Annotated in this window: 12 protein-coding genes; 9 read left to right on the top strand and 3 right to left on the bottom strand. The window is 49.0% G+C overall.

Going from position 1 to position 15,314, the window contains the following annotated elements:
* Positions 1–73 precede the first annotated feature (73 nt).
* From ACJJIZ_RS15395 to ACJJIZ_RS15360, 8 genes are all read left to right on the top strand, one after another.
* On the top strand, positions 74–1,054 hold the full coding sequence (locus tag ACJJIZ_RS15395) for a malate dehydrogenase (RefSeq protein ID WP_444914003.1): 981 nt from the start codon (positions 74–76) through the stop codon (positions 1,052–1,054).
* Between the two features lie 73 nt (positions 1,055–1,127).
* Positions 1,128–1,766 (top strand): DUF2244 domain-containing protein, encoded by a 639-nt coding sequence (locus ACJJIZ_RS15390; protein WP_413662277.1) that lies wholly within the window; start codon positions 1,128–1,130, stop codon positions 1,764–1,766.
* Between the two features lie 83 nt (positions 1,767–1,849).
* The gene (gene bcp, locus ACJJIZ_RS15385) at positions 1,850–2,326 is read left to right on the top strand and encodes a thioredoxin-dependent thiol peroxidase (RefSeq protein ID WP_282932483.1); all 477 of its coding nucleotides are present in this window, start codon (positions 1,850–1,852) and stop codon (positions 2,324–2,326) included.
* A 416-nt stretch (positions 2,327–2,742) separates the two neighbouring features.
* Positions 2,743–3,189: a helix-turn-helix domain-containing protein gene (locus ACJJIZ_RS15380; RefSeq protein WP_020415217.1), complete on the top strand. Its 447-nt coding sequence runs from the start codon at positions 2,743–2,745 to the stop codon at positions 3,187–3,189.
* Positions 3,190–3,300: 111 nt separating this feature from the next.
* Entirely contained in the window at positions 3,301–3,633 is a 333-nt protein-coding gene (gene yajC, locus ACJJIZ_RS15375) for a preprotein translocase subunit YajC (protein ID WP_282932486.1), read from the top strand.
* 137 nt (positions 3,634–3,770) lie between these two features.
* The gene (locus tag ACJJIZ_RS15370; protein WP_444908065.1) at positions 3,771–4,364 is read left to right on the top strand and encodes an OsmC-related (seleno)protein; all 594 of its coding nucleotides are present in this window, start codon (positions 3,771–3,773) and stop codon (positions 4,362–4,364) included.
* A 63-nt stretch (positions 4,365–4,427) separates the two neighbouring features.
* Positions 4,428–5,465: a D-cysteine desulfhydrase family protein gene (locus ACJJIZ_RS15365; RefSeq protein WP_444914002.1), complete on the top strand. Its 1,038-nt coding sequence runs from the start codon at positions 4,428–4,430 to the stop codon at positions 5,463–5,465.
* A gap of 109 nt (positions 5,466–5,574) precedes the next feature.
* Complete coding sequence (locus tag ACJJIZ_RS15360) at positions 5,575–7,233, top strand: alanine/glycine:cation symporter family protein (RefSeq protein ID WP_413662275.1); 1,659 nt, start codon at positions 5,575–5,577, stop codon at positions 7,231–7,233.
* 129 nt (positions 7,234–7,362) lie between these two features.
* Here ACJJIZ_RS15360 and ACJJIZ_RS15355 read toward each other — a convergent pair whose 3' ends face one another.
* Together ACJJIZ_RS15355 and ACJJIZ_RS15350 are read right to left on the bottom strand one after the other, a co-directional pair.
* Complete coding sequence (locus tag ACJJIZ_RS15355) at positions 7,363–9,525, bottom strand: M4 family metallopeptidase (RefSeq protein ID WP_444896982.1); 2,163 nt, start codon at positions 9,523–9,525, stop codon at positions 7,363–7,365.
* A gap of 421 nt (positions 9,526–9,946) precedes the next feature.
* Positions 9,947–11,281 carry a glutamine synthetase family protein gene (locus tag ACJJIZ_RS15350; protein WP_444914001.1) on the bottom strand — a complete coding sequence of 445 codons (1,335 nt, stop codon included), beginning with the start codon at positions 11,279–11,281 and terminating at the stop codon, positions 9,947–9,949.
* Between the two features lie 168 nt (positions 11,282–11,449).
* Between ACJJIZ_RS15350 and ACJJIZ_RS15345 the strand changes: the two genes are divergently transcribed.
* A complete protein-coding gene (locus ACJJIZ_RS15345; RefSeq protein ID WP_444916210.1) occupies positions 11,450–12,739 on the top strand; it encodes an NAD(P)/FAD-dependent oxidoreductase in 1,290 nt (429 codons plus the stop codon).
* Between the two features lie 60 nt (positions 12,740–12,799).
* Here ACJJIZ_RS15345 and ACJJIZ_RS15340 read toward each other — a convergent pair whose 3' ends face one another.
* The gene (locus tag ACJJIZ_RS15340) at positions 12,800–14,605 is read right to left on the bottom strand and encodes a M4 family metallopeptidase (protein ID WP_444908067.1); all 1,806 of its coding nucleotides are present in this window, start codon (positions 14,603–14,605) and stop codon (positions 12,800–12,802) included.
* Positions 14,606–15,314: the final 709 nt, after the last annotated feature.

Below are 15,314 nucleotides of genomic sequence, written 5' to 3'. Positions count from 1 at the left end.
TTTCGCTTGTGTAAGATGAAATTTACTCGCGAGGCCCTATAATGCGGCCGCTTACAAACGAGGGAGAACTATCGTGAAAGCACCTGTACGTGTTGCTGTTACCGGCGCTGCCGGTCAGATTAGCTATTCGTTGCTGTTCCGCATCGCCTCTGGCGAAATGCTGGGCAAAGATCAGCCGGTTATTCTGCAATTGCTGGAAATCACTCCGGCATTGGAAGCGCTGAAAGGCGTTGCTATGGAGCTTGAAGACTGCGCTTTCCCGCTGCTCGTGGGTATCGTTCAGTCCGATGATGCTACTGTTGCGTTCAAAGATGCAGATTACGCTTTGCTGGTAGGCGCGCGTCCCCGTGGACCGGGTATGGAGCGTAAGGACCTGCTGGAAGCTAACGCTGCTATCTTCTCTGCACAGGGTAAAGCCCTGAACGACGTTGCTTCTCGTAACGTAAAAGTACTGGTTGTTGGCAACCCGGCTAACACCAATGCCCTGATCGCTCAGCGCAATGCGCCAGACCTGGACCCGCGTAACTTCACCGCGATGACCCGTCTGGATCACAACCGCGCTCTGTCTCAGCTGGCAAACAAAACTGATTCCAGCGTTAACGACATCACCCATATGACCATTTGGGGCAACCACTCTTCCACCCAGTACCCAGACCTGCACCAAGTGAAGGTTTCCGGTGCTGCAGCCATGGATAAAGTGGAGCAGGAATGGTACGAAAACGACTTCATCCCGACTGTTCAACAGCGCGGTGCAGCTATCATCAAGGCGCGCGGTGCTTCCTCTGCGGCTTCCGCTGCCAACGCTGCCATCGACCATATGCGCGATTGGGCTCTGGGCACCGCTGAAGGTGACTGGACCAGCATGGCTGTATTCAGCGATGGTTCTTACGGTATTCAGGAAGGCCTGATTTACTCTTTCCCTTGCACTTGCAAAGACGGCGACTGGGAAATTGTTCAAGGCGTTGACATCAACGACTTCTCCCGCGAGAAAATGTCTGCTACCGAGCAGGAGCTGGCGGAAGAGCGTGATGCAGTAGCACACCTGCTGCCGTAATAGGGAGTGACAGGTCCCAGGCCTTGGCCGCAGACCTCTCCCAAAAACCCACACTGAGGTGTGGGTTTTTTTTATGCCTGAATTTTGTAAACCCCGGCCCGGACCAGGAAACTTTCCCGGTCAGTATCTTCGTGTGAGCTGCCGCCATCGGCACTACACTGATTTTATATATCTGCCGGATGTCCCTGCTATGGTCACTGAAGTTGGCCGCAACACCGCCCGTTGCGCCTGTATCCTGCTGCAGCCTAACCAGTCCCTGTCCCTCTCCGGCAATCTGTGGGTGTTTTTCTCCCTGGTTGGGGTATCCCTTGGAATCAGTCTCGCTTTTGCGATGGCGGGAGCCTGGATGATTCTTCCCTTTGCCGGGCTTGAAATGATCCTGCTGGGCATCCTATTTACCTACGTGTACCTCGAAGGGACCCGCAGAGAAGTAATACGCATCAATGAGGAGTTGGTAATTCTGGATTGCTGTAAGGGGTTCAGGCAGCAAACGGTGTATCACCGGGAGTTCGCCCGCGATAAGTTGGCAGTACTCGTAAGGATGGGGAGCAGTGCTACCGAAATGGCTTCGGTTAACTTTAGTGGTCCTGAGGGATGCCTTGAAGTCGGGGAGTTCCTCACCGAAGCTGAAAAGGCGGAGCTGGTGCAGAAGTTAGGTCGTTTTGGCATTTGTGCCAGGAAAGAGAAAGAGTTTCGCCTGCAGCAGTTCTGATTTCTCTATAGAACTGGCGTCTCGTTTGTTTCTTTTCGCTATAATCCCCGCTTTACTCTTAACTGTTCCACAGGGGATATCAGATGGCTTTTCCGAAGATCGGTAATTTGGCTCCGGCTTTTACGCTGACCAACCAAAGTGGCGAGAAAGTGTCACTTAAGGATTTTCGTGACAAAAGTAATGTCGTCCTCTACTTTTACCCGAAAGCACTTACCCCCGGTTGTACCACTCAGGCATGTGGGATTCGCGATAGTGCGGCTGAATTTAAAAAAGCCAATACTGTTGTGTTGGGGGTGAGCCCGGATCCAGAAGCAAAGTTGCAGCGCTTTATCGACAAGCACGAACTGAATTTTGATTTGCTGTCTGATGAAGAACACAAGATTGCTGATAAATATGGTTGCTGGGGCTTGAAGAAATTTATGGGCAAGGAGTACATGGGGCTTCTGCGAACAACTTTTATTATCGATAAGAGTGGGCGCCTTCGCCATATTATCGACAAAGTTAAAACCAAGACCCATGACACTGATGTTTTGAATTGGATTGGCGAGAACCTGGATTAATTGCCAGACTCTGAGGGGCGGGGCTGGACTGGTGCTTGGTCTGCTGTAGCCCCTACCTTTCGGACTCAAAGGCGACACGTGGGTACCGAAAGTAAGTATTTTTGGCCCTTGGTATACAATAAGATGAAAAAAAGCACTGTCGCCCCTTGCTTTCTTAATTCTTGGTCTATACTGGCAGTTGTAAAGGAAAGGTGCGCCGGCTAGAGAGAGTCTCTCTGCGGGAATTGCCGGAGCGGTTAGTTTAAAAATTGTACATCTCTGTGAAGGATTCGATGTCTGTTTTTTGGTGCATCCCGCATCACGTAGTCGTCCGCCGAAGTTGATGTTGTGTTGGTGTGGGCAGGGGCAACCGGGATTCGCTGGATGCGGACATAGAAAAATAACTGCGGCTCACGGAACTCAATAGGAGCAGCTCGATGAACCATACTCAGCCCGACCAGACTTCGCTCTCTGAAGACAAATCACTTCAGCAGGCCAGAATATCCGGAGACCCGAATATTCTCGACCAGCTGCTGGCCCCCCCCGAAGCAACCAGTTTTGGTATTGCCGCACGGGTAATAGATGTGCTGGAGCAGCGTATCGGTAAGGCCTCTCTCGCTATTCGCCCGGTAGCGTCCGACCTAAGTATGTCCACCCGGACTCTGCAACGCCGGTTGCAGGAACACAACCTCAGTTTTGCATCTTTACGTGACCATGTTCGTTTTCGTCACGCGGTGCATTTCCTCAAAGATACTGCGCTGAGCGTTGATGGAATCTCACGAATTCTCGATTTCTCTGATCGAACCAGTTTTACCAGCGCGTTCAAACGCTGGACCGGGATGTCTCCTACTGGCTACCGCCGGCAGGTCCGCCAGAGGTTCTGAGTGTGGATTGGTTTGGCCGGTCTCTACGGGATCGGCCCAATCCGTTGCCTCGGCGGGGCAAACCCGTTAGAGTTGGCGGCAATTTAATAGGCTGACTCTTTGAGGTTTTGCATGAGCTTTTTTATCCCCTCCGCCATGGCACAGGAAGCGGCGCCGGCAGCACAGGGTAATCCGATGATAACCCTGCTGATGTTTGCGGGTTTGTTTGCATTCATGTGGTTTTTTATTATTCGCCCACAGCGCAAGCGCCAGAAAGAGCACCAAGAGCTGGTTGGCGCTCTGAAAAAGGGTGACGAAGTTGTAATGAGCAGCGGGATGCTGGGCCGCGTCGACAAGGTCGATGAGGACTACATCGTATTGGAAGTTGCAGACAGCATGTCTTTGAAGTTCCAAAAAGTAGCTGTGCACGCAGTATTACCCAAAGGTACGATTAAAAAGATCTAATCCTATTCAGGGTTTATCTTTGAATGTCGTAACTAAAAAAGCCTGGCAATTGCCGGGCTTTTTTATTGCTGCCAGCTTTATGTTTTGAGGGCTTGGTCTAATTTTACCTTGTTGATAGATAGTCTCAGGTGAGTGCTATGTCGTTTACGGGTGAAAAAGAAGAAAAAATCAGTATTGTTAGAAAAGTCCGATCATTGCCCACTTTACAGGAAGTCCAGGTAAAGGAGCCGCAGAAGGATGATGGAAGCTTCTATTTTCAGGTAAATCTTTCCGCTAAAACTTCTGTTGGAGATGGGTTTCTGAAAACAGGGGTTGTTCAGGCTAGTGTGCCAGGTTGTAGTGCGTTTGAATTACGATGTGACGAGGGCAGTATTATAGGTGGTGCGGATAGTGCCCCAGCTCCGCTAGATTATCTGTCAGCAGGAATTGCATTTTGCTTTCTCAGTCATATTTCTATATACATTAATTCAGTCAAGCTCAAGGTTGATAGTGTGCGCCTGGAGCAGCAGATGCGCTTTAAAGCTGAAATTTACAACTTGCAAAACTCCACGGATGACCAGCCTCATAAGGGGCTTTGCGAGGGCATAGATATCTTTGTGTTTGTGGAATCAGAAGAACCAAGGCAGTCTATTGAGAGGATGGTGGCCGCCTGTCGGACTGCCTGTATGGGGCTGCAAACGGCAATAAATTCAGTTCCGGCTGAAGTATCCTTGATTTATAACGACCCTTGATCCCCCAGCTGTACACCTATGTTGGTGCCAGCTTTTAGTTGCTCGCATTTTTAGATTGCTAACATGGTGCTCACATTGCCGAAGAGTTTGCCTATCAAGCTGCCCGATCGCGTTCGCCTTGCAAATCTGCCAACGCCACTACAGCCGCTGGACCGTATCACTGAGCGTTATTCCTTGCCTTTTAATGGGCCGAGAATCTGGATAAAAAGAGACGATCTTACCGAATCCGCAATGTCCGGAAATAAGCTGCGCAAGCTCGAATTTGTTTCAGCAAAGGCGCGGGCTGTGGGAGCGGAGGTCTTGATAACCTGCGGTGGAATTCAATCCAATCATTGCCGTACCACTGCTTTGGTGGGGGCTCGCTTGGGGTTTAAGGTTCAGTTGATTTTACGTGGCGAGTGCACTGCAAATCCCGATGGCAACCTTTTACTGGATGAGTTGGCAGGCGCTGAAATTGCGGTTTACTCACCGGAGGAATACTCCCGGAATTTACAAAGCCTCTTTGACAGCTGGGCTGCTGAGTATCTGTCCAGAGGGCAGAGGTCTTTCTGTATCCCCACTGGCGCCAGCGACGGTTTAGGCATCTGGGGTTATATTTCGGCCTCTCAGGAATTATTGGCAGACTGTGCAGATAGGGGCTTCTCGCCTGATCATATTTTATGCGCTACTGGCAGCGGTGGGACCCAAGCGGGTTTGACCTTGGGGTGCCACTTGCTGGAAGCCGGTACGAATGTTACGGGTTTCGCCGTTTGCGACAGTGCAAATTATTTCCAAGTGAAAGTGCGTGAGGATATTTCGCAGTGGATGGCACAGTCTGGCGTATCGCTTGATTTGGAGTCCCTCAAGATTTTGGTTAATGCCGACTATAAAGGTCCCGCTTACGGGGTGGCGGAGCCAGAGGTTTACCAAACTATTAAAGAGTTGGCTTGCCTGGAGGGGATTCTTCTCGATCCTGTCTACACCGGCAAAGCATTTCATGGTCTGTTACAGGAGTTAAAAAAAGGAAATTACCAGGGCTCAGATAACCTGGTTTTTATTCATACCGGAGGGCAATTTGGCCTCTTCCCCCACCGAACTCACTTCTTCCCAGTGGCCGAATAATACGACATTACTGTTCTCGTGCCGCGTAAGCTGCTAACCTGCGCAACAAATTACAGTTGTATCTGTATATAAAACAAACAGAAATAAGTCAGAGTAGTGGGGGGTTAGTTTGGATTCCTTTAACAATCTGCTGTTGTTAATAGACGGCATGCTCGGCTCAGCACCTTGGTTCCCCTGGGTGTTACTTGGAGTCGGTTTCTTTTTCACCATTTATCTTGGTTTTCCGCAGCTTCGTTATTTTGGGCATGCGATCAAGATTGTACGCGGTAAGTACGACAAGCCCGGAGACCCGGGTGATACCTCCCACTTCCAGGCATTGGCCACAGCACTGTCGGGTACCGTAGGTACCGGTAATATCGGTGGCGTTGGCTTGGCTATTTTCCTCGGTGGTCCCGCTGCGCTGTTTTGGATGTGGATGACCGCATTCCTGGGTATGACCACAAAGTTTGTGGAAGTGACCCTGTCACACAAATACCGTATTAAAGCAGCGGATGGTTACTACGCGGGTGGCCCCATGTTTTACATGGAGCGTCGCTTGAATATGAAATGGCTTGCGGTTCTCTTTGCAATCGCGACCGTTATCTGTTCATTCGGTACCGGCAGCTTGCCCCAGGTGAACAATATTGCCCAGGCAATGCACGATTCTTTCGGTGTCGAGAAGGCTCTGACTGGTGGCATCCTGGCGATTTTGCTGGGCATGGTGATTATTGGCGGTATTACCCGAATCGCTAAAGTGACCTCCACCATTGTTCCCACCATGGCAGTTATCTATGTAATAGGTGCCTTGGGCGTTATTATCTACAACTACGAAAATATTCTGCCGTCCTTTGGGGCTGTTTTCCGCGATGCCTTCACCGGCAGTGCGGCCGTAGGTGGATTCCTGGGTGCGAGCTTTGCCTATGCCTTTAACCGTGGCGTGAACCGCGGCCTTTTCTCCAACGAAGCGGGTCAGGGCTCTGCACCTATTGCTCACGCCGCCGCTCGCGCGGACGAACCGGTTTCTGAAGGTATGGTTTCCCTGCTGGAACCCTTTATCGACACCATTATCATCTGTACCTTAACCGGACTTGTGATTCTTTCTTCTGGTGTTTGGACTGAGAAACACGAGAACCTGTTTGAAGGTGCAGATACCTACGTTGTAGCGGGTAGCTACGATGAGAAGAATACCCAGGATGTTGAGCAGCTGTTCAAGTATTTGAGCGGTCAGGAGAGTGATGTTAAAGCCTATAACGGCTCCATTGTTGTGACTGACGGCCACCCGCTGAACAGCCAGGACTTTACCCTCATCCATGCCCGTTCTATTGCTGAAGACCTGGACTTCCGTGTGGGGGATGACAGCTTCAGCGGTGTTCTGGATGTGAAAGATGGTAAGTTTGCCAATGAAGATGTGGATATTTGGGGTAAGTCCCTGGTGCACTCTGTGGCCCTGACCAATCTTGCCTTCCAGCGCGGTTACTTTGGTGAATACGGTGGTCTGATTGTTACTCTGGGAATTCTGCTGTTTGCTTTCTCTACAGCAATTGCCTGGTCATACTACGGCGACCGCTCAATGATTTACCTTTTCGGCCCCAAGGCAGTAATGCCTTACCGAATAGTTTACGTTATTGCATTCTTCTGGGCTGCGATTGAGGACACCACAGTTATTTGGAACCTCTCTGCGGTGGCCATTGTGATAATGACCTTGCCCAACCTGTTTGGTATTACTGTGTTGGCCAAGGAGATGAAAGATACCGTGAAGGACTACTGGAAAGACCCAAGCCATAAATAATTTGTCTGGGTTTGATTAAAAAAGGCGGCCAATATGGCCGCCTTTTTTGTTTGTGCACCGCCGATCCTTTGATCGGTCTAGAGCTTGCCCACCACCCAGCAGAGACCTGCTGGGTGGAAATCAGCTCAATTACTCAGTGCTTGCACTCAGGGTAACGCCAGAGTAGGCAGAGTAAGCGCGGATACTGATATACCAGGTTCCAGCATCCGGATTACTGATGGTGCAGCTTTCGTCATTGCCCCACTGGTAGGGACGGCAGTCGTACGCTGTACGGGTAGGCTCTTGGCTGTGGCGAACATAGAGATCTGCATCTCCGCTGCCACCTTCCATTACGGCGCTCAGGGTAGAAGCTCCAGCGTCAACCTCAATGGTGAAGTGCTGCCAGCTGTTGCGAGAACCAGAAAGGTTGGTTTCTTCCCAGCTGTCGCTACCGCCACCGCCACCACCACCACCGGTGTAACTGCCTACCAGGGTGACATCGGAGAAGGAGGAGTAGCCGCGCACCATGACGTAATAGGTTCCGCCCTGTAGGTCAGCGTCAGCGATATCACAAGTTTCATTGTTGCCTGAAGTGTACGGACGGCAATCATAAGTGCTGGTGGTTGGAGCATTGCCGAAGCGAACATAGAGGTCGGCATCACCGCTTCCGCCTGACATTGCAAAAGACAGGCCTGTGGCATCTGCGGGTACATCCAGGGTGAAGTGAACTTCATCACCACTGCTGCCCTCGATGTCGGTCTCGGTAACCCCGTTTTCGAGTTCTCCGCCTTCATTACCACCACCGCCACCACCACCGCCGCCACCGCAACTGCTGGTGGAAACGCCTACCGTGGAGAATGCGGCAACAACATCATCAGTGTCGTAGCCTAAATCTGATGCTGCAGAGAAAACACCACAGGCACCATCTTCAAAATCAGTATTGGCACTCCAATACATCTGGTTGGCAAGAACGAAGGGGTCGAATGCTGTGCGGGTATTCCAGCCACTGGTATTCGCCAGTAGGTAGAAGGCCCGGTTAAAGACGCCGGAGCTGTAGTGCACGTCCATGCCGTTGTAGTAATCATCGGCATGACCGATGGAGCTGCCATCGTCAGTTGGATCTTCAAAGTAGCGGAGTGCTCCGCTGGACTTAAAGATTTCGGCCCCTACCAACCAGTCATTGCTGCCGCGCATATAGTACTCGGCAGCTTCACCGGCAATATCAGAGAAGGCTTCATTGATACCGCCGGACTGATTGTAGTAATTCAAGTCCGAATTTTGCTCGGTAAAGCCGTGGCTGACTTCGTGAGCGGAAACATCGAGGCTAACCAGTGGATAGAAGTAGCTCTGGCCATCACCAAATGTCATCTGGCTGCCATCCCAGAAGGCATTCTCGTAGTTGTTGCTGTAGTGCACCCGCATTCTCAGTTTTTGTGTGAGAGGTGATGTGTTGTACCAGTCGCTATAGAGATCAAAGACCACACCGCCAAAGAAGTGTGCGTCATTGAGTGGTGAGTAAGCGCCGTTGATTGACTTATAGTCATTGTCCGGGCAAGTGAACGAGTGGATGCTACCGCCATTCGTGCTGTGGTTCATATCAACGGTTTCTACATTGTCCGTATCCATGGCACAGCTGTCGTCAACAATCATGTGGGGGTAGTCAGTACCGTACTCGTAGCGCCCGGTCTTTGAATTGCCCCCTGGGCCTGTCGCATTTTGTGCAAAGTTCAAGCCGTCCCAATGCTTGAGAACTTCGCCAGTCATTGCATCGATAAAGTAGAAGGGGCGTGTGGGTTCATCGCCGTACTCAACCCAGTTGACCAGGTAAGCCAAGCGGGCATTGTCTTGCTCATCGATATAGACGTAGAGTTTCTTTTTGGGGTTATGTGCTTCCAGCTTCAAAGCCTGAACTGACAAAGCTCCCTGGATAACGCCCTGCTGCGTGCGCCAGTTGATCTGGTGGTCCATTGCCCGCTCAATAGCATTATCTTCATTGATAAATGCTTTGATATTGGGTACTTCCAGTTCCAGCCCAGTGATGACATTGCCGCGAACCTCAGTAATCAGACCCTGCCCGGAGCTGGTTACTGTTTGGCCGTAGACAGGAATGCCTTTGTGAGTCTGTTGGTAGCGGGCTACGGTTTTGCCGTTGACGAGAGTGCGCTCACGAACTTTTTCGAGCGCCATATCCGATCCGCCGGTGGCAGCTAAAGTTTGTGGTGAGAGCATGTCCGCCGTGGCGGGGACGCGCTCAACAGCATGTGCACTAATAGCCAAGGCTAAAGTGCAGCTTAGTCCTACAAAATGCTTCATTGCTAGCTTTCCCTTTTATAGCTTTTTTATATATGAATCCGCCGGTATACAGCCGTATTTCCCTTGTGGGGACCGTATTAAATCTGGTTGGCCAATACAGGCTGGATTTTTATGTGGTAAGACAGCAGAAGATAACCGTCGCCAGGAAGGGACCGCGGTAGCGGCAGTGGCGTTCGCTTTCTCAAACCGGTTGCCCTAATTAATTGGGCAACTTGAGATTACCCTGCATACGCATCTAGGCAACAAAAAGGTGATGGCAAACTAATATATTTGAATTGTTTTCGATATTTTTGCTCGGATCGTCACAAATTAGGAAGTGATGTTCTGCCTGTGAGGTGGAAAAGATGAGTTGTTTTTTCCGAAAAAATAAATTTGGCGATAACAGTTTATTATTTCTGTTAGCTTTTAGTGGAACGGTTATTTATACATTTAATAATAGAAATTCCCTCTCCCACGAACTGATCACACGATTAAACTCTTCATATTCATTTCTCTTGATTGCGCTCCAGGCTTTTACGAATTTACTGCCAAACATTTCTGTTGCTTCATCACAATCTGATAGGAGTGTCAGGGCATGTTCCTGGGTGCGGGGAAGTGTAATTGACTCTTTGGAGCAGTCGCCCTGATAAGGTGCGCTCGGTGCGACTTTATTGGTCATTCCTAAATACCCGCAGGCAAGAGAAGCTGCTATGGCAAGGTAGGGATTGCAGTCTGCTCCGGGAAAACGATTTTCAAGACGTTTACTTTGTGGCGAGCTGTCGGGAACCCGAAGGCCTGTTGTTCGGTTGTCGTAACCCCAGTGGAGACTGGTGGGTGCGGCCATTTCAGGTGTAAAGCGGCGATAGGAGTTTACATTTGGAGCAAAAAAACTAATAAAACCGGGAGTGTATTTCTGCATGCCGCCAATAAAATGCAAGAAATTATTGCTCTCTTTTCCTGTATTATCGACAAAAATATTTTCACCGGTTTTTCTATCCGCCACACTCTGGTGTAAGTGCAGCGCGCTTCCAGGTTCGTCTTCCATCGGTTTTGCCATGAAGGTTGCATAAATGCCGTGGCGCAGAGCCGTTTCGCGCACTGTGCGTTTAAAGGTAAAGACCTGGTCAGCTAAATGAAGTGGATCTCCATGTAGAAAGTTAATTTCCATCTGGGCAGTGCCTGATTCGTGGATCAGTGTGTCGACATCAAGCCCCTGAGCTTCACAAAAATCATACATGTCTTCAATGATGGGCTCGTATTCATTGGCCGCATCAATGCTATAGGATTGTCGGGTTTTTTCTGTGCGTCCCGATCTTCCCACAGGCGCGGATAGCTTTTCATCCGGGTCCAGGTTTCTTTTTACAAGATAAAACTCTACCTCAGGGGCGACAATAGGCTTCCATCCTCTGTCTGCATATTTTTCGAGGACAAATTTTAAAATATTACGGGTGCTGATAGGGTGAGGGTCCCCATCTCGAGAATGGCAGTCATGAATGATTTGTGCTGTCGGATCATTGGCCCAAGGGTTTAGGCGCACTGAGTTGGGGTCAGGGATTAGGAGTATGTCGGTGTCTGCTGGATCAACAAGCTCATTGTGTTCGTCGACATAATCCCCCGTGACAGTTTGCACCAAAATGCTTTCCGGTAAACGGCTGTCTTGAGTTAAGAACTTATCGGTGGGGGTGAACTTTCCTCTGGCGTTACCTGACATGTCGGGAACAAGGCATTCAACTTCTGCAATATTGTGATTTGCCAGCCAGTTTGTAATTTTATCCATTGGATAGCCATTGCTTACTTTTTCTTCCTGAGTGAAATTCTATGATCAGTGCCGGAAAGCGTTGCGCTGAAAATAATTCCTCCTGTGTAAAGGAACTATATACTGCCGATTGGAACAGGGCCGTTTATTTAAATGGCATTGAGGGTATCTGGTAGAAATATGAAGGTGATGAATAGGTTGGATGAGCACACGGAATCCTATTATGCCGCTACAGCTAACGACCTTCAGGAGTATCCATGCCTGGAAGGTAACGTGGAGGCAGATGTCTGCGTTATTGGTGGTGGTTATACGGGACTTTCCAGTGCTTTGCACTTGGCAGAGCGCGGCTACCGTGTGGTGCTTCTGGAGGTTAATAGGATTGGTTGGGGCGCATCAGGAAGGAATGGAGGACATGTCGGTGTTGGACAAAGGCGAAGTCAGGGTGATCTGGAAGCCATGTTCGGATTCGACACCGCTAAGCAGCTCTGGGATTTGAGTATCAACGCTGTTCAACTGGTGGAAAGTCTTATAGTCAGGAATCAGATTCAATGTGATTTAAAACGCGGGATCATGCATCTTGCAGCAAAATCCAGTCACGATAAATATCTGCAGGATGAAACTGAAGAACTCAGAGAGAAATATGATTACAGGCAAGTTGAGTATATAGAGAAAGAAGAAGTTCGAGAGCTTGTAAGTAGCAAACGATATCTCGGCGCACAGCTGGATTTTGGTTCGCTACATCTTCATCCTCTCAATTTTGCATTAGGTCTTGCCCGCGCAGCAGTTTCTGCTGGTGCCAGGTTTTTTGAGTGTAGTGGTGTGCAAGGGTATTCGAGCTCTTCTCCCTTTACGGTGAAAACTGCACGAGGAAAGGTGAAGGCCGAAAAGTTGATTTTAGCTTGCAATGGTTACTTGAAAGATCTTGAGCCCCGCTTAGCGGGGCACATAATGCCAATAAATAATTTTGTGCTGGCAACAGAGCCCTTACCGGAGGGGCTCGCTAGGGAAATCATAGCCAATGACTTCGCACTGCAAGATACTCTATTTGTTATAAATTATTGGAAATTATCTGGCGATAACCGTTTAATTTTTGGGGGAGGGGAAAATTACACCAGGCGTTTCCCTAAAGATATTCGCAGTTTCGTCCGCAAGTATATGTTGAGGGTTTACCCGCAGCTGGAAAATACTGCTGTTGATTTCGGCTGGGGGGGTACGCTGGCCATTACTATGAATCGGATGCCCTGTATAGGACAGTTGCAGTCGGGCCTATATTACAGTCAGGGGTATTCTGGACATGGAGTGCCTACGGCGACTTTTGCCGGCAAGCTTCTGGCTGATGCAATTTATGGGGAGAGTGAGGGTTACAACGTGTTTTCTTCTCTTCCTAAAGTAGAGTTTCCAGGTGGCACTTTATTGAGGTGGCCGGGGTTGGTGTTGGGGATGCTTTACCACAGTTTGTTAGATAGGTTTGGAAGCTAGTCTTTGAATGATGTGATAGAGAGTGCCGACACACTAATGTGTCGGCACCGGCCTTAAATATTATTGGCTCTGGGCGGAAAGAGTTACCCCTCTGTATGAAATATAGCCTTGCACACTGATGTGCCAGGTGCCTGCAGCTGGATTGCTAAAGCTACAGAATTCATTATTGCCGTCTACGTAAGGGCGACAATCCCAGCTGTCGCTGGTTGGGGTGGCACCATAACGGACGTACAAATCGGCATCGCCATTGCCGCCGAGCATTTCGACGGTCAAAGATGATGAGCCTGATGGTACATCCAGAGTGAAGTGCTGCCAGCTATTTCGGCGGCCTGATAAGTTGGTTTCTTCCCAGCCTTCTGAGTTTGAACCACCATCATCGCCACAGTTGCTGGTAGATACACCTACGGTGTCGAACGCTGCGATTACTGTTGCAGTATCGTATCCGAGATCTTCAGTAGCCGACAGGGCTCCGCAAGCACCTTCAATATAATCAGTGCTTTGATTCCAATAAGTTTGGTTAGCAAGCACAAAAATATCGAAAGCAGTTTGGGTGTTCCAGCCGCTTGAGTTGGCGATCAGGTAGAAAGCCCGGTTGAATACGCCGGAGCTGTAGTGTACGTCCATGCCGCTATAGTAGTCGGAGGCATGGCCAATGGATCTGCCATCTTTGGTGGGGTCATCCATATAGCGAAGAGCGCCATCAGCCTTGTATATATCGGCCCCCACCATCCAGTCGTTAGTGCCCTTCATGTAGAACTCGGCAGCTTCACCGGCCATGTCAGAGAAGGCTTCGTTGATGCCGCCGGATTGGTTGGCGTAGGTCAGATTGGAGTTTTGTTCAGTAAAGCCATGGCTCACCTCATGAGAGGATACATCCAAGCTGACAAGAGGGTGGAAGGTTGTGAAGCCATCACCAAATGTCATTTGGCTGCCATCCCAGAAGGCGTTCTCGTAGTTGTTGCTGTAGTGAACTCGCATTCTTAATTTTTGTGTGAGCGGCGATGTTCCATACCAGTCACTGTACATATTGAAAACGACGTTGCCGAAGAAGTGGGCATCATTCAACGGGGAATAAGCACCATTGATTTCTTTGTAATCATTTTCCGGACAGGTGAAGGAGAAAACGCTACCTCCGCTTGTACCGTGATTCAAATCCACAGTCTCTACGTTAGCAGTGTTCATGGAGCAGTTATTGTCAACTTCGAGGGCAGGGAAGTCCGTTCCATATTCATAACGCCCGGTTTTTTCATTGCCACCGGGGCCTGTGGCATCCTGGAAGGCAAGGCCGTCCCATTGCTTGATAACTTCGCCAGTAAGTGCGTCTACAAAATAGAACGGTCTGCTCGGCTCATCTCCGTATTCGACCCAGTTAACCAAATAAGCTAATCGCGCCTGGTCGTTTTCATCGACATAGACATAGAGCTCTTTTTTCTGGTTTTGTGCGTTGAAGCGCATGGACGACATTGAGAGGGCTTTTTTACTATCACCATCCTGAGTACGTAGATTCAACTGATGATTCATGGCTCGATCAATAGCATTATCGGCATCAATTGTTGCGCGGGCGGTAGGTACCTCCAGCTCTAGGCCTGAGAGTACGTGGCCTCTCACTTTTTCAGTTAAGCCTTGCCTGGAACTGGTTATGGTTCTCCCCCAAACGGGTATGCCTTTGTGAGTTTGCCGATATCGGGCAACCGTTCTCCCGTTGGCGAGCGTGCGCTCGCGAACCTTTTCCAGCTTCATATCTGAGCCAGCGATTGAGGCTAGGGACTGATTGGAAAGTAACTCTGGTGTGACATTAATACGCTCCGCCGCTTGGGCGCTAATAGCGAGTGCGAGTGTGCTAGCGGCTCCTAACAAATATTTCATTAAGTAATTCTCTTTATGATTATAATTTAATGGCCATAGTTAACCGGGAGCATAAAATAAACGCTCAGTGGTTAATGCTGTCTGGTTAAGCGGCCAATTGAATCACACCCCAAGAATATCTCGCGCTATGAGCTGAGAGCTGTATGGAGTTTATGTGCAAAATTTTCTTGGGGGTTGTTTGCCGTTGTCAGGCGAAATAACGATATCCCTTGTTGTTATTCCTGACAATAATTTTTTTGTAGTGGATGTAAACTTGAAAGATCAAATTGTTTTTTTGATGTGTATGTCACGAATTCAGATATTTGCAACTTTGGTTATTTGAGGGGTTTTAATTGGTTAGTTTATAGCTTTTTTCTGAATGGCAAACTTTTTTTGAGTTGTATTTAAACGGTAAAGCTTTCTGTGGTTTTGTTATTTTTGTTTATTTCCGGTGCGAAATTCTTCAATTTAATTCAATTTGCATGAGTGGGGTGCTATATGTTTGTTAAGTTTGAAGGGGTGTATTAATCTGGGTTCTTTAAGGGGGTGTCAAACTAAAGGATTAAAGTATTAATCCTTTCTGAGCTTGATGGGGGTGGATATTAACTCTACCAAAACTTTACTGTAGAAAAATGCACGCGGTAGTTTGGAGCGGTTTCAATTTCGAATTTTGAAATGTTTTGCTCCATCGTCTTAATCCCGCAGTCAAAGCAACTTTGACTCCCTGGAC

The sequence above is a fragment of the Microbulbifer maximicatervae (SeqCode) genome (assembly GCF_052467225.1).
Note: the sequence above shows the minus strand (reverse complement) of the source record. Positions and strands in the feature narration are given on the sequence as shown.